The sequence below is a fragment of the Glutamicibacter nicotianae genome (genome assembly GCF_006539525.1).
GTDB lineage: Bacteria > Actinomycetota > Actinomycetes > Actinomycetales > Micrococcaceae > Glutamicibacter > Glutamicibacter nicotianae.
The window spans coordinates 42,438-60,250 of record NZ_BJNE01000015.1 but is presented as its reverse complement, the minus strand read 5'-3'; the positions used below and the strand labels follow the sequence as shown (position 1 = coordinate 60,250).

The 17,813-nt window shown below is 62.4% G+C and carries 18 protein-coding genes and 1 riboswitch; of the genes, 8 read left to right on the top strand and 10 right to left on the bottom strand.

Annotated elements, in window-relative coordinates; all coding sequences use genetic code 11:
• The first annotated feature begins 68 nt into the window (after positions 1–68).
• Both ANI01nite_RS13985 and ANI01nite_RS13980 read left to right on the top strand, forming a co-directional pair.
• The gene (locus ANI01nite_RS13985) at positions 69–533 is read left to right on the top strand and encodes a hypothetical protein (protein WP_141358677.1); all 465 of its coding nucleotides are present in this window, start codon (positions 69–71) and stop codon (positions 531–533) included.
• Positions 533–2,182 carry a DUF5671 domain-containing protein gene (locus ANI01nite_RS13980; protein ID WP_141358675.1) on the top strand — a complete coding sequence of 550 codons (1,650 nt, stop codon included), beginning with the start codon at positions 533–535 and terminating at the stop codon, positions 2,180–2,182. Before ANI01nite_RS13985 ends, ANI01nite_RS13980 begins: the two co-directional genes overlap by 1 nt.
• Here ANI01nite_RS13980 and chrA read toward each other — a convergent pair.
• The 4 genes from chrA to ANI01nite_RS13960 all read right to left on the bottom strand — a co-directional run bounded on the left by chrA (position 2,179) and on the right by ANI01nite_RS13960 (position 6,857).
• Positions 2,179–3,384: a chromate efflux transporter gene (chrA, locus tag ANI01nite_RS13975; protein WP_141358673.1), complete on the bottom strand. Its 1,206-nt coding sequence runs from the start codon at positions 3,382–3,384 to the stop codon at positions 2,179–2,181. The two genes, ANI01nite_RS13980 and chrA, sit on opposite strands and share 4 nt — an antisense overlap.
• A gap of 57 nt (positions 3,385–3,441) precedes the next feature.
• A complete protein-coding gene (locus ANI01nite_RS13970; protein ID WP_174787692.1) occupies positions 3,442–4,455 on the bottom strand; it encodes a DMT family transporter in 1,014 nt (337 codons plus the stop codon).
• Between the two features lie 80 nt (positions 4,456–4,535).
• Positions 4,536–5,465, bottom strand: a complete 930-nt coding sequence (locus ANI01nite_RS13965) for a GNAT family N-acetyltransferase (protein WP_038989766.1) — start codon at positions 5,463–5,465, stop codon at positions 4,536–4,538.
• Positions 5,466–5,471: 6 nt separating this feature from the next.
• Positions 5,472–6,857 carry a glycine--tRNA ligase gene (locus tag ANI01nite_RS13960; protein ID WP_066139473.1) on the bottom strand — a complete coding sequence of 462 codons (1,386 nt, stop codon included), beginning with the start codon at positions 6,855–6,857 and terminating at the stop codon, positions 5,472–5,474.
• 180 nt (positions 6,858–7,037) lie between these two features.
• Here ANI01nite_RS13960 and ANI01nite_RS13955 point away from each other — a divergent pair, with 180 nt between their 5' ends.
• On the top strand, positions 7,038–7,268 hold the full coding sequence (locus ANI01nite_RS13955) for an RNA-binding S4 domain-containing protein (RefSeq protein WP_073706704.1): 231 nt from the start codon (positions 7,038–7,040) through the stop codon (positions 7,266–7,268).
• On the opposite strand, the gene ANI01nite_RS13950 is transcribed toward ANI01nite_RS13955, so the two are convergent.
• The gene (locus tag ANI01nite_RS13950) at positions 7,269–7,919 is read right to left on the bottom strand and encodes an alpha/beta hydrolase (RefSeq protein ID WP_141358671.1); all 651 of its coding nucleotides are present in this window, start codon (positions 7,917–7,919) and stop codon (positions 7,269–7,271) included.
• Between the two features lie 333 nt (positions 7,920–8,252).
• Between ANI01nite_RS13950 and ANI01nite_RS13945 the strand changes: the two genes are divergently transcribed.
• Together ANI01nite_RS13945 and ANI01nite_RS13940 are read left to right on the top strand one after the other, a co-directional pair.
• Entirely contained in the window at positions 8,253–8,651 is a 399-nt protein-coding gene (locus ANI01nite_RS13945; protein WP_141358669.1) for an SHOCT domain-containing protein, read from the top strand.
• A gap of 67 nt (positions 8,652–8,718) precedes the next feature.
• Positions 8,719–9,576, top strand: coding sequence for an SGNH/GDSL hydrolase family protein (locus tag ANI01nite_RS13940; protein ID WP_038989775.1), 858 nt, complete (start codon positions 8,719–8,721; stop codon positions 9,574–9,576).
• 80 nt (positions 9,577–9,656) lie between these two features.
• Here the strand turns inward: ANI01nite_RS13940 and metX are convergent, their stop codons facing one another.
• Positions 9,657–10,802: a homoserine O-acetyltransferase MetX gene (gene metX, locus ANI01nite_RS13935; RefSeq protein WP_141358667.1), complete on the bottom strand. Its 1,146-nt coding sequence runs from the start codon at positions 10,800–10,802 to the stop codon at positions 9,657–9,659.
• A gap of 2 nt (positions 10,803–10,804) precedes the next feature.
• Complete coding sequence (locus tag ANI01nite_RS13930) at positions 10,805–12,148, bottom strand: bifunctional o-acetylhomoserine/o-acetylserine sulfhydrylase (RefSeq protein ID WP_141358696.1); 1,344 nt, start codon at positions 12,146–12,148, stop codon at positions 10,805–10,807.
• A gap of 92 nt (positions 12,149–12,240) precedes the next feature.
• Positions 12,241–12,360, bottom strand: a riboswitch (SAM riboswitch).
• 172 nt (positions 12,361–12,532) lie between these two features.
• Here ANI01nite_RS13930 and ANI01nite_RS13925 point away from each other — a divergent pair.
• Complete coding sequence (locus ANI01nite_RS13925) at positions 12,533–13,177, top strand: VOC family protein (protein WP_038989778.1); 645 nt, start codon at positions 12,533–12,535, stop codon at positions 13,175–13,177.
• A 97-nt stretch (positions 13,178–13,274) separates the two neighbouring features.
• Here the strand turns inward: ANI01nite_RS13925 and ANI01nite_RS13920 are convergent, their stop codons facing one another.
• Entirely contained in the window at positions 13,275–14,057 is a 783-nt protein-coding gene (locus ANI01nite_RS13920) for a CPBP family intramembrane glutamic endopeptidase (protein WP_141358665.1), read from the bottom strand.
• A gap of 96 nt (positions 14,058–14,153) precedes the next feature.
• Here ANI01nite_RS13920 and ANI01nite_RS13915 point away from each other — a divergent pair, with 96 nt between their 5' ends.
• The gene (locus ANI01nite_RS13915; RefSeq protein ID WP_141358663.1) at positions 14,154–14,999 is read left to right on the top strand and encodes a phosphotransferase family protein; all 846 of its coding nucleotides are present in this window, start codon (positions 14,154–14,156) and stop codon (positions 14,997–14,999) included.
• 110 nt (positions 15,000–15,109) lie between these two features.
• Here ANI01nite_RS13915 and tpx read toward each other — a convergent pair whose 3' ends face one another.
• Positions 15,110–15,607 (bottom strand): thiol peroxidase, encoded by a 498-nt coding sequence (gene tpx / locus ANI01nite_RS13910; RefSeq protein WP_066139500.1) that lies wholly within the window; start codon positions 15,605–15,607, stop codon positions 15,110–15,112.
• Positions 15,608–15,705: 98 nt separating this feature from the next.
• Between tpx and ANI01nite_RS13905 the strand changes: the two genes are divergently transcribed.
• The gene (locus tag ANI01nite_RS13905) at positions 15,706–16,332 is read left to right on the top strand and encodes a class I SAM-dependent methyltransferase (RefSeq protein WP_066139503.1); all 627 of its coding nucleotides are present in this window, start codon (positions 15,706–15,708) and stop codon (positions 16,330–16,332) included.
• 180 nt (positions 16,333–16,512) lie between these two features.
• Here the strand turns inward: ANI01nite_RS13905 and hutI are convergent, their stop codons facing one another.
• Complete coding sequence (gene hutI, locus ANI01nite_RS13900; RefSeq protein WP_141358661.1) at positions 16,513–17,712, bottom strand: imidazolonepropionase; 1,200 nt, start codon at positions 17,710–17,712, stop codon at positions 16,513–16,515.
• Positions 17,713–17,813 lie beyond the last annotated feature (101 nt).

Genomic DNA, 17,813 nt, shown 5'->3' with positions numbered 1-17,813 from the left:
TGAGATCTTGATCAAACTGTGTTCCGCAGACGCTGGCTTATTGCCTCGTTGTCAACCAAAATGGTGCAATGACAAGTAAATTTTCGGCGGCGCGAGTGGTTCTGCTCGCCTTGGCCGCCGTCATTGTGGCTTTGGTAATAGCCGCGCTGCTCGTGGTTTCGCTGCGTCCGGCACCACAGGCCCACGCGGAGAACACCCCCGAAGGGGTCGTGCAGCGGTATCTGATGGCCTTCGAAGCCGAGGATTTGCCTGCCATGCAAGGCTATGTCATGGAGGGCGAATCCAGGACGCTGTGCAATCCGGAGCCCTATGCCACGCAGCCGCTGGACGTGCAGCTGCTCAGCAGCACCGTGGGCACTGCGAGCGCTACCGTCCACACGAGGTTCGATTCCGGGGATGCCAGATTCCTGCCCTGGCCGGATCTGTCCTCCTACGAGGATGCCTTCGAGCTGCGCAAGGTCAACGGGACCTGGCTGATCGACCGCATGCCATGGCAGGTCGGACTGTGCACCGCCGAGGAGATGGGCTACTGATGGCTACCACTACTGCTCCAGCGCCGCTGTCGCGAAGCGGCAGCGTGCTGCGTCCGGTGATCCTCCACGGACTGCTGTTCATCTTGCTGATGGTCGTGGCCACCGGCCTGGCCGCCTTGCTCACCGCGGTGTTCGATGGGTTCGATGCGCAGCAGGTCAGCACCGAGCATCTGGCAATGGCCTGGGCGTTCAGCTTGGTCGGTATCCCGTTGGCCTGGTTGCTGTGGCGCTCCATCCGCAAACGGCTGGCCCACCCGACGGCCTTCGATTCGGCGATCTGGTCCTTGCAAGCCTCGGCCGCGTATCTTGCGACACTGGCTGCCAGCAGCTGCGCCGCGTTGGCGGTGCTCTCCGGACTGGTCGCCCCTTCCATTCAGGGGGCGTGGCAGCCAACCCTGGGCACGGCTGTGGGTTGGGGCGCGGTGTGCGCCTGGCAGCACCGCCAGATCGTGGCTGCGCGGACCGCGCCACGGCAATTCGCGCATCTGGCCGCGGCGGTGGGGAACTACTTCAGCATGGTGCTCGTCGCGCTCTCGCTAGTGGCCACGCTCAAGGCCGCACTGGAAATCCTGGTCCGTCCGGACAACACATTGGCAGGTCCTACCGGCATGCGGCATCTGCTGGTTGCGGTGATCTGGCTGGCTGGCGCCACGGCACTGTGGTTCTGGCATTGGAAATTGCGCCGCGTGCAGAAAATGTCCGATCCCTTCAACGACATCCTGTTGATCGCTCTGGGACTGGCCGCACCGGCACTGGCGCTCCTGCTCTCGGGCGCCACACTGCTTTCCTGGGTGTGGCCGCAAGCGTGGACCTCACAGGAACGCGCCGAGCTGTTCCTCGCCGGCGGTCCAGAGCTGCTGGCCATCGTGGTGGCGGCCGCGGTGATCTGGATCTACCACCAATTGCAATTGCGTTCCGGGTTGCGCTCGACTTCCATAGTGAACGCGGCACGCCTGGTGCTTGGCGGACTCGGCCTGGCGGTGCTGGCCACCGGCTTGGGCATGGTGGTCAATGCGCTCTTCGCGGCAATCGCCGCCAGCGTCACGGTGGAATACTCGGCGGGATTGCTGGGCCATGGCCTGGGACTGCTCATCCTCGGGGCGGCGGTGTGGCTAGCGTATTTCAAGCCGTTCAAGCCTTCGCCGGCGGATTCCCGCGGCGTCTACCTGGTCTTGTTCTTCGGAGCCAGTTCCGTGGTCGCCCTGATTTCCATGCTGGTCCTCGGATACCGGATTTTCGAATACTACCTGGGATCCGAGGCTCGCCTTGATTCCCTCCTGGACACCGTGCGGGCCCCGCTGGGCTGGCTGGTCGCAACCGCTGCCGTGGCTGGCTACCACTTCGTGCTGTGGCGTGCGGACAAGCAGTCCAAGGCCGAGGCTTCCGGCGTATCCGCGGTGGACCACAGCTCGGTGACGCGCCGTGCCGTGATCATCGTTGGCCCAGCTGCTTCAGAGCCGATGGCCGCGCAGCTCGTAGCGCGGCCCGAACTGTCGGTGACGTGGGTTGCTTCGGCCGGTCCGGCCTTGGACGACCGGGCCGAGGTGTCGGTGCTGGCGAGAATCGAAGAATATCTGGACTGCGAGTCCGGGCCGTTGCTGGCCATCGCCAACGACGATGGCACCGTGCAGTTCACCGATCTGGCCTAGGCCAAAAGGCCCAGCAGCACTCCCCCGAGCCCCGAGATGGCAACCACGATCCATGGTGCCATCTTCCAGGCGGTCAGCAGGACGAAGCAGAGCAACGCCAGCACGAACGCGGGAGCGGAAGTAATCGCCGAGGTGAAGACCGGATCGTAGAGGGCGGCGGCCAGCACGCCGACCACTGCCGCGTTGGCGCCGCGCAGGATGGCACGTGCCGCCGGCCAGTGGCTCACCCGGTTCCAGAATGGCAGCACGCCCAGCAACAGCAGGAATCCCGGAAGGAAGATGGCCAGCAAGGCAATGGCCGAGCCGAGCACACCGCCGGGGCCTGATTCAACGAGGACGCCGAGGTAGGCGGCAAAGGTGAACAGCGGTCCGGGGACTGCCTGGGCGGCGCCGTAGCCGGTGAGGAAATCCTGCGAGCTGATCAGCCCGGGATCCACGACTGCGCTTTGGAGCAGCGGCAGCACCACATGGCCGCCGCCGAAGACCAATGCGCCGGAGCGGTAGAACGCATCGATGAACGCCAGCAGATCCCAGCCGGTAGCCCAGGCAGCCAGCGGCAACCCGACAAGCATGAGGGCGAACAGCGCCAGGCAACTGATCCCCAAGGTCCGCGAGACCGGGAACCGCAGGGCCGACGCTGGACCCGAATCCGCATCACGGCACCAGAAGTACCCTGCCGCGGCGCCGAATGCAATGGCCAGCAGCTGCCCGAAGGATCCCGCCAAGAGCAGTGCAGAGGCCGCGGCCGCCACGGCGATGGCTGCACGGGTCCGGTCCGGTGCCAGGTTCCTGGCCATGCCGGACACCGCCTGGGCGATGATGGCGACCGCAACGATTTTCAGGCCGGTCAGCAGCCCGGTTCCGGCAGGGCCGGTAAACAGCGACGCGCCGAATGCGAAGACTGCGAGCAGAACCGCTGAGGGAAGGGTGAAGGCGAGGAATGCCGCCAAGGCTCCGCGCAGGCCGGCGCGGTGCAGGCCGAGGCCGAAACCTACCTGGCTGGAGGCCGGGCCGGGCAGGAACTGGCCCAGTGCAACCAGCTGGGCGTATTGCTGGTCATCGAGCCAGCGGCGCCGGTCCACCAGTTCGGTGCGGAAGTATCCCAAGTGGGCGATGGGACCGCCGAAAGAAGTAAGGCCGAGCTTGAGGAAGACCTTGAAGACTTCGCCCGCCGATCCCTTGTCCAGCTGCTGTGATTCCATGGATTCCAGCATAGGCGGAGAATGGAAACGGACGGTGAACACCCACCGCCCGGCACGCTATTCGCGCACTTCCAGCGGCCTGCGTCCGCTGGATTCCTGTGCGCTGCGCGCCCCGGAGATCGAGGCCAGGCCAACGGCGAGCAGCGTCAGCACGGTACCCATGACGGTGGCCGCGGTGACGGAGGAACCCTGGGCTGGGAAAAGCACATCCATGAGCAGCGAGCCGGCCAGCTGTCCGCCCACCGCCGCGAGGCTGGTGACCAGCACTCCGAGCCGCTTGACCACCAGCGCGGTGATGCCCACGAACAGGCAGCCGAGCAGCCCGCCGATGTAGTACCACCACTGGCCGGGCAGCGGATGCAGCTTCGCGCCGGCCGGCAGCCGCACCAGCATCACCGCCGCCAGTACCAGGAACCCGACGGAGAAGTTCACCAGGGTTGCCGCCGTGGCGCCGCCATAGGCTGCCGCTTGCACGCCGTTGGCGGCGGCTTGGAAGCCCATGAGCATGCCGACGGCTGCCGAGAGCGCCATCGGCACCAGCAGCGATGCGAGCTGCGCATCCGCGCCGCGCGGGCTGACCGCCCAGATCACTCCGGCAATGGTCAGCACCACGCCGAGGATGCGCAGGGCATTGATCTTGCGCGGTTCGGCCCTGCCAAAGCCCACCCGGTCCATGAGCATGGAACCGATTGCCTGCCCGGTCACCAGGCAGACGGTGAACAGCGCCACGCCGATGAGCGGCACCGCGGCGGCCTGGCTGAAGACCACCAGTGCGCCCACCGCGCCGGCCACCAGGTACCACCGCGGGAAACTGCCCCGGGCCAGTGCGCGCGGCACCTGCCGCACCGTGTTGCGCACCCGGGGGACGGCGATCGCCAGCAGGATCAATGCCGCCAAGCCGACGCCGAAGCTGATGGTTGATGCCGCCATGGCATCTCCCAGCTTCGCGCCCAGCGCCCCGTTGATGCGCGACTGCACGCACAGCAGCAGGCCCGAAGCGATGGCAAGCAGGATGAACAGGAGCTTTCCGCCGGTGCGGACCGGCGTGGCGGGCATGGTGCTGGTGGTCAACGGGGTTCTTTCAGGGATCTGGAGGATGGCTCGGCAACGCAAGAACGGGACCCGCCTGGCGGGTCCCGTTCTGTCTGGCATTACTTCGCCGCGTCGCTGGCGAGGATATGCGTCGTGGAAATGACGGTGGCCTGCTCAACCGCTGCCAACGCGTCGATCAGCGAGGAGAGGACAAACATCGACGAGTCGACTTCCAGCTTCACCGGGTACTGGTGGATCAGCATGGCGACCATGTCGCGCACCGCTTCGGCCACCTCGTCATCGCTGAAGGCCGGATTATGGCCCACCAGCACGTCGGTCGGGGCGTTCTCGCGGGCCGGCACGTAGCTCACCGCGAAGGCCAGCGGCACGCCGCCCTCGCGCTTGGGCTTGTCGCGCAGCACCAGTGCGCCCTGCGCGCCGGTGTGCTCATCGAGCAGCATGCGCTGCGCCGAGCCTACGGTCATCTTGGCCGGATCCCAATCGGTGTGCACCGCATTGTAGAAGTCCATCACCAGCTTGGTCAGCTCGACGCTGCCGGTGGACAAGTCCTCGATCACCCGGTCGTTGGTGTCGAACACCGGCTCGGCCAGCGCTCCCGGTTCCAGCACGACATCGCGCGAGACCTGGATTTCGCCCAGGCCCAGCGACTGGCAGAAGCCGGCCGCCGCGGTGGCCGGATCTCCGGCCGTCACGGTGTAGCGGGCCTTGAGCTCCTGCGCCTGTCCTGCCGGGATCTGCTGGCGCAGCTGATGCACCAGCGCGGTGCCCACGCCGGAACGGCGCTGCTCGGCAGCCACCTCGACATAGAGCCAGAGGCGCTGCGGATGCAGCGAGGAGGCGAATACCACGCCAGCGCCGATGGCCACACCGTCAACCGTGGCCACCAGCGTGCGGGAGAACGGCGCATCGCTGTTCTCGCGCAGCATGGTGCGGTCCTGGTGGGCCTGCGGCGAACGCGGGTCCCCGAAGATCTGCAGCAGCTCCAGGTCGTCGCCGGAACGCCAGGGACGGAATTCCAGTTCGTTCATCGGGCTCTAGGCTCCGTTCAGGCGCTCGGACAGGTAGGCGGTGACCTGGTCCAGGGACACGCGTTCCTGGGACATGGTGTCGCGTTCGCGGATCGTCACTGCCTGGTCTTCGAGGGTGTCAAAGTCCACGGTGATGCAGAACGGGGTGCCGATCTCGTCCTGGCGGCGGTAGCGGCGGCCGATGGCGCCGGCATCGTCGAAGTCGATGTTCCAGCGCTTGCGCAGCTCGTTGGCCAGGTCCTTTGCCTTCGGCGAGAGGTTCTCGTTGCGGCTCAGCGGCAGCACGGCGGCCTTGACCGGGGCCAGGCGCGGATCGAGCTTGAGCACGGTGCGCTTGTCCACCCCGCCCTTGGTGTTCGGTGCCTCGTCCTCGGTGTAGGCATCGACCAGGAACGCCATCATCGAACGAGTCAGGCCGAAGGACGGCTCGATCACGTACGGGGTGTAGCGTTCCCCGGTGGCCTGGTTGAAGTAGGACAGCTCGGAGCCCGAAGCCTTGGCGTGGCTGGACAGGTCGTAGTCGGTGCGGTTGGCGACGCCCATCAGCTCGCCCCACTCCGAGCCGGCGAAACCGAAGCGGTATTCGAAGTCGATGGTGCCTGCCGAGTAGTGGGCGCGTTCGTCTTCGGGCACGTCGAACTGGCGCAGGTTCTCTTCCTTGATGCCCAGGTCGATGAACCATGCCCAGCAATCCTTGACCCACTGGTCGAAGAACTTCGGTGCGTCTTCCGGTGCAGTGAAGAACTCGATTTCCATCTGCTCGAACTCGCGAGTGCGGAAGATGAAGTTGCCCGGGGTGATTTCGTTGCGGAAGGCCTTGCCGATCTGGCCGATGCCGAATGGCGGCTTCTTGCGGCTGGCGGTGAGCACGTTGGCGAAGTTCACGAAGATGCCCTGCGCGGTTTCCGGACGCATGTAGGCCAGGCCGGCTTCGGAATCAACTGGGCCCAGGAAGGTCTTCATCAACCCGGAGAACATCTGCGGCTCGGTGAACTGGCCCTTGGTGCCGCAGTCGGGGCAGGCGATCTCGCTCATGCCGTCCTTGGGCGCACGGCCCTTCTTGGCTTCGAAGGCCTCGATCAGGTGGTCCTGGCGGTGGCGCTTGTGGCACTGGATGCATTCGACCAGCGGGTCGGTGAAGGTGGCTACGTGGCCCGATGCTTCCCAGACGGCCTTGGGCAGGATGATCGAGGAGTCCAGGCCCACCATGTCCTCGCGGCCGCGAACGAAGTTCTGCCACCACTCGCGCTTGATGTTTTCCTTCAGTTCGGTGCCCAGGGGTCCGTAATCCCACGCGGAACGGGAACCACCGTAGATCTCACCGGCCTGGAAAACGAATCCTCGACGCTTTGCGAGGGAAATAACCTGGTCTAGCTTGGACTGTGGCGCCATATCAACTCCAATGGGACTTACGAGGCCGCTGGTTGCGGTCCGTAGAAAAATACATACATTTCAAGGGTATCGTTTCAACGCCCTGCGCACGAAGCCGAATCAGGTAACGCTGGCGTGAACTTCCACGCCTTTGGGCCATATCCACGGTGCAGGCCGGTTATATAGGGAAGAATGGAAGCCATGAGTGCCAATGAAGCTTTTGACCTAGAAATCCGTGACGAATCCATCCGCTTGGGCCAGCTGCTCAAGCTCGCCTCGCTGGCAGAGGACGGCATCCACGCCAAGGAAATGATTTCCGAGGGAATTGTCACCGTCAACGGCGAGGTGGACACCCGCCGCGGGGCGCAGATCCGCCCCGGCGACGTGGTGTGCGTGAACGGCGAATGCGTGCGCGTCACCGCCCAGCCGTAGCTAGCCCTTCTTCAGGACGACCTTGGTGAGGAAGCCGGCAACGTCCTGGATTTCTTCCATGCACACCGAGTGGCCGATCTGCGGGTAGGTTTCGCTGGTCAACACGGTATGCCCCGGGACCCAGCCCAAGGTGTATTCGATCTTGTCCCGGGTGATCACCGGGTCAGCCAGGTCGCGGCCCCAGAACATCGGCAGCGGCTTGTCCGCCAGCTTCGCATCATCGAAGATGTCCAAGGTCTTGGGATCCACGGCAAACCCGGAGAGACCCACGACTGCTTCAATGGCATCGCGCTGGTAGCGGGCCAGCGAGGTGGCCATGGCCATGCCCTGGGAGAAACCGAGCAGGGTGATCGACGAGTGCTGCTGGGACAGCGGTTCCAGCAGTGCCCACAGCGCTTCGACGCTGTGTGCCACCGACTCGATGGAGTAGTCGATTTCCTGGGTCAGCGGGAACCAGCTGTATCCCGGGCCTGCCGGCAGCGGTGCGCGCACGGAGAGGTAGGTGAATTCTTCGGGCAGGTGCTGCGAGAGCCCCATGAGGTCTTGCTCGTTGGAGCCGTAGCCGTGCAGGAACACCAGCAGCGGAGTTCCTAGGCGGGATTCGTCGTTGCGGGAGATGATGGCTACCGGAGCCTGGTCTTGGTATGTCATAGTTCCCCAAGACTATCGAACAGCGCCGCGCCGATTCGGCGGTTCCGCAAAGCCCTGCCATCGTTTCCCCGGGTATCGCGATCCGCAGCGCCAGGATGCAGGTGAAAGTCCGGTGTTTGGCCGACGGGCGGGCCGATGGAGCGGTGCCAACGGCATGGAAAACCAGTTTCTCCACTTCCATAAATCCGCATGGCATGTAACAAGATAATAAAACTCCAAAATTATCTTAGGCATTCAAGCGCTTTTCGTGTTCAACTGGATTCACTGCTTCACGGCCACCTGACTTGGGGATCCCACCGGTAGAAGCTCCAACCGGCAAAGGACAATGGCACCATGGGCGAAATCGAATACAGCGAGGAAATTTCAGGACTGGCACCCGAGGATCTTGCTGAACTCGACTACGTCGATTTGGATCCCGGCACCTCGTCGTCGTTCTTCGATACCGTCGACACGATGTTTTCATTCAGCCTTCCCCTGTTCTCCGTGCTTTTCATCGCCTTTGCCGGACTCATCATCTTCGTCATTGTGCGCAACTTCCGCAAAGCCAAGAGCGCCGGCTTCGATCCGTTGACCATGGAAACCGACCTGATGGCCAGAGCGGCGAATTCAGCTTTGCTGGCGCCGAAGAAATCGATTGAAGACAAGCTGTCCGAACTCGACTCACTGCACTCGCGTGGAGTCATTACCCGCGACGAGTACCTGCAAGCACGCAGGGATGCCCTGGGCGGGTAGAGTGCCGCCCACCGAATCATCCTCTGGAATGATTGACTAGAAGTTACCCTTTGGTAACAATGGATTCGTGCCCAACAATATTGCTTCTGAACCGTCAAACACCGCCGACTCCCCGCTCCACCCATGGCGCCGCTATGTAGCCATCGGGGACTCGTTCACCGAAGGCATCGGCGACCCCGATCCATCGAGCGCAGGACGGCACCTAGGCTGGGCCGACCGCTTGGCTCAGGAGCTCAGCCGCACCGTCCCGGACTTCTCCTATGCCAACCTGGCCATCCGCGGCCGGCTCATCGGCCAGATCGTTGCCGAACAGCTCGATCCCTGCATCGACCTGAAGCCGGATCTGATCTCGCTGTGCGCGGGCGGCAACGATGTGCTGCGCCCGGGCGGCGATCCAGACAAGATTGCGGACATCCTCGACGACGCGGTAGCCAAGCTCACCGCCACCGGTGCCACGCTCCTGCTCTTCACCGGGCCCGATATCCGCGATACCCCGGTCCTTGGAAGCATCCGCGGCAAGGTGGCGATCTACAACGAGAACGTGCGCACCGTCGCTGCCCGGCATGACGCCATCGTTGCCGACATGTGGGCATTGCAGGAATTGCACCAGTCCCAGATGTGGGCGCCTGACCGCCTGCACTTCTCCCCCATCGGCCACCAGCGCATTGCCGCCATGGCACTCGACTCGCTGAACGTCCCGCATCAGCTGGATACCGACATCGTTCCGGTCGTGGATGAGCGCAGCTGGCGCGAAGCGCGCAAGGAGGATCTGCAGTGGGCCCGCGAGCATCTGGCGCCCTGGGTGCTGCGCCGCCTGCGCCACCAGTCCTCCGGCGACGGCATCACCCCGAAACGGCCTTCGGCTACGCCGTTCGCCGATGCCAAGCCCAACGACTCGCTCGGTGCCGGAGACAGCGCCAAGTAGCAAGAAAGCCTGAAGCGGTTCCGCCGATTACTGGCGGAACCGCTTCAGGCTTTAAAGGCTTGCCAAACTTCGCCCAGATTCTAGTCTCCGAAGACCAAGGTCCGAAGCACCCCATCCAGCTGCGTCGCATCGGTCAAGAATCCGTCATGGCCAATCGGCGAATCGATGTAGTGCACCGGCTTCGGCTTGGCCAGCGACGAGGCAAGCTTCACCGACTGCTCGGGGAAGTACAAGCGGTCGGTGGTAACCGCGGCAACCACCACGTTGACCTTCTCCAGGCGCGCCAGGGCTGCCTCCAGGGATTCATGGCCACGAGCAACATCGTGGCTCATCAGCGCCTCGGTCAGCACCAGATAGCTGTTCGCGTCGAAACGATTCACCAGCTTGCTGGCCTGATGGTCGAGGTAGCTTTCCACCTGGTATCGCCCGCGCGGCCCGTCCAGCTGGCCCGTCGGCTTCTCGCCATCCTGCGGATTGCGCGAGAAACGGGTTTCCAGCTCGGCCTCGGAACGGTAGGTGATGTGGGCCAGGCGGCGAGCCAGGCCGAGACCGGCGTCAGGACGGGCATCGTTGCCGTAGTAATCGCCATTGCAGAAGTGCGGATCCAAGCGGATGGATTGGGTTTGCACCTGCGCAAAGGCAATTTGCTCGGCAGTCGCCTGGGCGCTAGAGGCCATCACGACCAGGTTCTTGACCTGCTCGGGGAACTCGACAGCGTATTCCAGCGCGCGGGCACCGCCCATCGAACCGCCGATGACCGCATGCCAGGATTCGATTCCCAGCTGCTTGGCCAGCCGCGCCTCGAGGCGCACCGAGTCCTTGATGGTGACGAAAGGGAATCTGGAGCCGTAAGGCAGGTCCTGCTCGTCCAAGGACGAGGGGCCGGTGGATCCATTGCAACCACCCACCATGTTGATGGACACGACAAAGTACTCATTGGTGTCAACCGTGGCGCCGGGGCCAACGAAGCCTTCCCACCAGCCGGCGCTGTGCGAATCGCCTTGCGCGACGTGGGCGTCACCGGTGAGTGCATGCATCACCAGCACCGCGTTGGAGCCATCAGCTGCTAGCTTCCCCCACGTCTCGTAGGCCAGCACCACGTCGGGAAGGTATCCACCGAATTCAAAGTGGTACTCCCCCACGGAACTACGGCGCAAAATGCCGTCTTGTCCGCCAGCGAGCTCTTCGGCGCGCAGAGTATCTTCAGTAGTCACAATGGATGGCATGCCTAGAGGGTTTCCTGCAATTCCTTGTTTTCAAGGTCCGCAACAGCTTCGAAGCCCAGCTCAAGATCGGCCAGGATGTCCTTGATGTTTTCCAGCCCGACGCTCAGCCGCACCAGTCCCGGGCTCACACCGGCGGCAATCTGCTCCGCTTCGGAGAGCTGGGCGTGGGTGGTGGAGGCCGGATGGATGACCAGCGAGCGCACGTCGCCGATGTTCGCGACGTTGGAGTGCAAGACCAGTGCGTCCACGAAAGCCTGTCCGGCTTCCGCGCCGCCCTCCAGCTCGAAGGCGATGATCGAGCCAGCGCCGTGATCGCTGTACTTCTGCGCGCGCTCATGCCACGGAGAGGACTGCAGGCCGGCGTAGGCGACCTTCTGCACTTCCTCGCGGGCTTCGAGCCAGTTGGCAACTTCCACTGCGTTCTGGCCGTGGCGCTCAATGCGCAGCGACAGGGTTTCCAGGCCCTGGGCGATCAAGAACGCATTGAACGGCGCCACTGATGAACCCAGATCGCGCAGCAGCTGCACGCGTGCCTTGAGGATGTAGGCCAGATTCGCGCCGAGGATGCCGTTGATGCCCAGGTCGCGGGCGAAGACCAGGCCGTTGTAGGACTCGTCCGGGGTGTTGAATCCCGGGAAGCGTTCGGCGTCCTTGGCGAAGTCGAAGTTGCCCGAGTCCACGATGACCCCGGCGATGGCATTGCCGTGGCCGCCAAGGAACTTGGTGGCCGAATGGATCACGATATCGGCGCCCCACTCGATGGGGCGGATCAGGTATGGCGTGGCCAGGGTGTTGTCCACCAGCAGCGGCACGCCGGCTTCGTGGGCGATCTCCGAGATGCCCTCGATATCCAGCACGTCCTGCCGAGGATTGGAGATGCTTTCGCCGAAGAAGGCCTTGGTGTTCGGGCGCACCGCGGCACGCCATTCGTCCAGGTTGTCCGGGTCGGAGACGAAGCTGACTTCGATGCCCAAGCGCTTGAGCGTGTGCTTGAGCAGGTTCTGGGTTCCGCCGTACAGGCTCGGGCTGGCTACCAGATGGTCGCCGGCTTCGGCCAGGTTCAGGATGGCGAAGGTGGTGGCGGCCTGTCCCGAGGACAGCAGCAGCGCGCCAACGCCGCCTTCCAGATCAGCGATGCGGGTTTCCACGGCGTCGGTGGTCGGGTTGCCGATACGGGTGTAGATCGGTTCCAGTTCCTGCAACGCGAAACGGGCAGCGGCACTCTCGGCGCTCGGGAAGACAAAGGAAGTGGTTTGGAAAATCGGGAGAGCTCGCGCTCCGGTCGTCGGATCCGGGGTCTGGCCGGAATGGATCTGACGGGTTTCAAATGACCAGTTGTTGCTCATGGTTTCCTCCAAATAGCGTTTCATGACTATGGGGGTACGCCGCTGAAAAGACACCGACAGGAAGCACCGTATCGAAACGACTTCCAGGGGGTAACCCGCGCTTGTCCTTGATGCCTTGTGCATTCAAGGGCCAGGTCTTCACCCGGGGCACCCCACCGCGGTTGGAGGGTTGCCGCCCAGTAAGCCGGGGCTTGTTACTGGAACTCATGACCTGCTATCAGTTTGCCCGAAAACCGAAGATCTTTGCAACGCAGTGGACCAGGATTGGACTCAATCGGTCATATTTCGCGAATTCCGCAGATTTTCCGCAGGGTATTCGATAACATCATCGCACTTAGGGGAGCCTAAGTAGAGACTCGCATCACATGTTGCCATGATGGGCACATGATGAGGCTAGATCACGTAAGTTATGCATGCGGCCCGGACGGGCTGCTGCCAACCGCTGAAAGAATCTCCGAGTCCCTGGGACTGGAATTCGTCAAGGGCGGCGTGCATCCACGATTCGGAACACGCAATGTCATCTTCCCGCTCAAGCATGGCCAGTACCTGGAAGTGGTTGAAGTCCTGAACCACCCGGCCAGCGACAAGGCTCCCTTCGGCCAGGCCGTGCGCGCCCGCTCGGAGCTCGGCGGCGGATGGATGGGATGGTGCGTCTCGGTGGAGGATCTATCCAGTGCCGAAGACCGCTTGGGCCGCAAGTCCGTGCCGGGGAACCGCAAGTTCCCGGATGGCCGCGAACTTACCTGGCAGCAAATCGGCATCAAGGGCCTGATCGCTGATCCGCAGGTCCCGTACCTGATTTCCTGGGATGAAGGCTCCGAGCCGTTGCATCCGTCCAAGGCGCTGGAGCCTGTCGGCGAGATCAGCCAGATCTCCATCGCCGGCTCACGCGATCGGGTGCTGGATTGGCTGGGCCAGCCGCAGAACGTCAATTTGGGCGCCGTCACCATGCAATATGAAGCGCCGAATGGCACTCCGGGCATCATGTCGGTAACCTTTGAAACCGAGTCCGGCACCGTGGTGCTGTAGGAAACTCGGAAACGAACGCAGGTAGGCGGGGACAATGGCGTCCCCACCTACCTTTTTCGTTAATGGCGTTTCAGTCGCTGGCGCAGGCCTTCGGGCACTACTGGCCGATTCCGATGGCAGGCCCAATCAGCGCGTAGCCGACGAAGCCGATAGCATCGAGCAGGAAGTGGGCGATGACCAGCGGCATCACCCGGCCGTACTTCTGGTACACCCAGCCGAAGACGATGCCCATGAGCATATTGCCGATCATCGGCCCCACGCCCTGGTAGAGGTGGTAGCTGCCGCGGAGCACTGCAGAACCGATAATGGTGCTCCACAGTCCCAGCTTCAGCTTCTTGGCATAGGTGAACAGGAAGCCGAGCATCAGCACTTCTTCGAGCACTGCATGGCGTACAGCCGACAGCAGCAGCACGGGGACGCTCCACCAATAATCACCGAGATTGGCTGCTGACAGTGCTGTGGTGACGCCCAGTGCCCGTCCGGCAGCATAGACGCCCAGCGTCCCCACGCCCATGGCCAGGAACAGCCCCGCCCCGAGCATCGTGTCCTTGCCCGGACGTCGCATGTCGAAGCCGATGTCACGGATGGTTCGGCCGGTCGTGCGCTTCATCAGGTAGAGTGCCAGCACCACGGGCACCAGCGCGAAGACAATGTCCAGAAGCTGGTAGGTGAAATCAAAGAACTCGCGTGTGCTCAGCGGGTTGTTCAGCGATGTCGTCTGATCACGCAACGGTGCCCTGGTGACTTTATCCGCAAAGCTCAGCAGCGAGTAGACCGCGCTCTGCCCCAAGGACAGGGCGAGAACCAAAATGATCTCGAACCTGAGGGTTCTGCGGGTTGCCGTCGGCTCAATTTGTTCAGCGTTCACGTTCTCGATCATAGGCCGATCTGGCTGTGCGCGTACTGAGTAGCCACGTGGCAAACCTGCGATAGCCTGAAGGTGAGACCACCAGCGAGCTGAAAGAGAAGGGTACGGATGAGTCGTCCTGCCACCAGTGGAGAACTGCAAATCGCCCGCCAGCTCTGCCCCGATCTTTCGTGGGAAGATGCGGCCGTGAATGAAGGCGGACAATTCCACAAGGTGGTCATTGGCAATCCGCAGGCGGTGATTCGCATGGCGCGCACGCCAGCGGCGACCGAACAGATGCCGCGAACCGTCGAGCTGCTGTCTTTGCTGGAAAGCCAGCTCAACTATCAGATCCCGGTGGCGGTCTCCGAGATCCTGCATGTCGACGGGCTCAGCTCAGTTGCCATGTCCTTCATCCCCGGAAGCGCGCATGAGCCTCATTACGGGGATCCAAAGGTGCTGGGCCAGCTGGTGAAGGAATTGGCCGAGGTGCCGCTGGAACAGATCAGCGCTCATCTGGCCAAACCGTTTTCATTCCGTGGCGAATGGACCCAAGCCCGGCAGCAGCAATGCTTCGATGCGCTGCCCGAGGAACTTCGAGCTCCTGCAACCGCACTTTGGGATCAGCTCGATATTCTGGCGCAGGTTCCAGCGGGACTGGTGCATGGTGATTTGGCTGGCCACAACATGCACTGGATTGACGAGAAGCTGATTGGCATCTTGGATTGGGACCTCGCAGCAGCGTGGGACCCTGCCTTGAACACCGCGTACCTGAGCCTGTGGCATGGTTTGGAAATGGTGGATTTGATTGCTCCCAACTCTGAGGAAGCGCACCGGGCCAAAATCTGGTTGGGTCTCATGAGCCTTGAACGGTTATCGGATACGCTCTCGCGCTCGGACAACCCGAAGATGGGCAAGCTCATGCGCAAGATTGGTCCGCGCATCCTCACTGCAGCGCAATCAATCAATGGGTAGGAAGCGATTTGGCCTGACCCGCCGATGAGCAAGCCATCTGGAGCGTAAAGAAAGCCCGCCTGAATGTTGTCAGGCGGGCTCTCATGCACCGTATCGGGTGCAATGCTTGCTTAGCTCAAGGCTGCGATAGCTGCATCGTAGTCAGGCTCGGTGGTGATCTCCGGGACGATCTGGTTGTAAACAACCTTCCCGTCCTCATCCAGCACAACAACCGAACGGGCCAGCAGGCCAGCCAGTGGTCCGTCGACCTGGGTGACACCGTAGTCCGAACCGAAGTCGGAACGGAAGACCGAACCAGCGGTAACATTCTCGATGCCTTCGGCACCGCAGAAGCGGCCCAGTGCGAATGGCAGGTCAGCAGAAACGCACACGACGGTGGTGTTCTCCAGGCCGGCAGCCAGTTCGTTGAAGCGACGCACGCTGGCAGCGCAAACGCCGGTATCAACCGACGGGAAAATGTTCAGGACAACGCGACGGCCAGCCAGCGATTCGCTGGTGACATCTGCAAGGCCGGTGTCGGTGAGAGTGAAAGCTGGAGCCTGCGAGCCAACGGCCGGCAGATCACCAATAGTCTGTACAGGGGTTCCCTTGAAAGCAGTATTAGCCATAGGTCTTGTCTATCATGAATGCCTAATTCGGAGCTATATTTTCAGCCTACTAGCGCAAACAAGTCGTTCAGACACTGCATCCATGCAAAACTGTGGACATGGGCCCCAACTACGATTCATACGCGGCGAAAATGCGTGCTCAAACAATGGACGGGATTGATCTGGACGTAGTTGCCCGTTTCGCGGACATGCTCTGTCCTCGTAATTCACGAATTCTCGATATCGGTTGCGGAATTGGCAATACCGTCAATGCGTTGCGTCGCTGCGGACATGATGCCTATGGCGTAGATCCAACGCCCCAAGTTCTGGATGTAGCAAAAGACCTATTCGATGGAAGCTGGTTCAGACAGTTATCAGCCGACCAGCTGAGCTTGGGTACACTCAACGAGCATTCGCTGCCGGAACAGTACGACGCCATATTGATGACCGGAAATGTGCCTGCCTTCATTTCACGTGGCGAACTGCGAAGCGTATTCGATTTTGCCGATCGGGTGATCCGTTCAAATGGAGTACTCATCGTTGGGACCACCAGCAACGCCCATGGCGGCCCCACGGACCAGACCGATATTCTCAAAGGAACCTCGCTGCAGCTCGTACACCGATTTGCGGACTGGCATTTAGGCCCCTACGGTTCAGACTCTCTGTGGTCCGTGAGTGTGTATGCGCGGACTGCGCAACGGTCCGGGTTCGGGATGCCTGACGGAATATTCGTCTTGCCTTCCTAATGTCGTAATTCCCTTCGAAACTCTAGCCGCTACCGGATTGGGCACAAGCTCTGCAACTCCGGAAATCGTTTCCTGGAATCGAACGGTACTTCGTAGCCAACTACATTAAAAATCGAGATGATCGCTCTATCCCACCGGTGGCTGGATCATGTCTCCTTTGGAAGAACAGCTTCCGAGGAATCACGTAAGTCGATCAACTAGTTCGCCCGCCCGATACACGCTATGCGTCAGGTTCATTCCGGGGCGGTACGCCAGATGCGCCGCAACCGGAGCGTCAAGCACATGCAGATCTGCGCGCTTGCCGACCTCGATGGATCCCACCTGGTCGGCAACCCCGAGTGCAAGCGCCCCTCCGTAGGTTGCCGCCTCGATGGCTTCAGCCAGGGACAGGTTCATCTGGAGCACCGCCGTAGCAACGCAGAAGTTCATGTTGCTCGTATAGCTGGTCCCCGGATTGCAGTTGCTCGCCAGCGCGATTCGCACCCCTGCATCAAGCAGTTCGCGACCCGGCGCAAGCGGCTGCCGGGTGGACAGGTCGCAGGCGGGCAAGCAGGTAGCTACCGTGCCCGGCTTGCCCGAACGCGCCGAGGCATCCCAACCGGCCCAGCTGTCGGCGAGCGCCTTGAAGTCCTCTTCATCCAGGTAATTCACGTGATCTACCGAATGGCTGCCGAATTCTACGGCCAGCTTCACTCCCGGGCCGGGGCCCAACTGGTTTCCATGGACCTTGGTCGCCAGCCCTTTGCGCTGCGCGGCTTCCAGAACCCGGCGCGATTGATCCTCGGTGAATGCACCGCGTTCGCAGAAGACGTCGACGAAGTCGACGTTGCCTGCCACCGCATCAAGCATCGGTCCGGTGACCAAATCCGTATAGGCCTCGGCATCCCAACCTGCCGGAACCAGGTGGGCGCCAAGGAAGGTCAGTGAATCCACCAGCGGCTTGCCGAGCACGGAATGCCGGGTCTCTTCTTCCAGTGTCAACCCGTAGCCGGTCTTGGTTTCCATCCAGGTGGTGCCCATGGCCAGGGCTTCACGGCGGCGTTCAGCCACAATTCCTGCGAGCTCCGTGTCGGAGAGCTGCCCGGTGGCCGACGTGGTGACCGCGATGCCTCCGGCGGCGTAGGTCTGGCCTGCCATGCGGGCCACGAATTCTTCGGCGCGGTCGCCGCCGAAAATCAGATGGCTGTGGGAATCAACCCAGCCGGGCAGCACCGCACGGCCGCCCAAATCGATCTCGTGCGCCGTTGCTGGTGCCTGCGCCATGTGGCCGACCCATGCAACCAGGCCATCTTCGATTAGCACCGCGGCGTCTTCCAGCACGCTGCCTTTCGCGTCAACCGTCGTCAGCTGTCCGATGTTGGTAAGCAACAAGGTTGCCATGAGCGCTCCGCCTTCGTGGTAATTCCAATCCTTCAGGCACGAGCCTACCTATGGCTTGCCGCCTGCGGGGCAAAACAAGAGGGTGCCCGTCTGAAATTTCA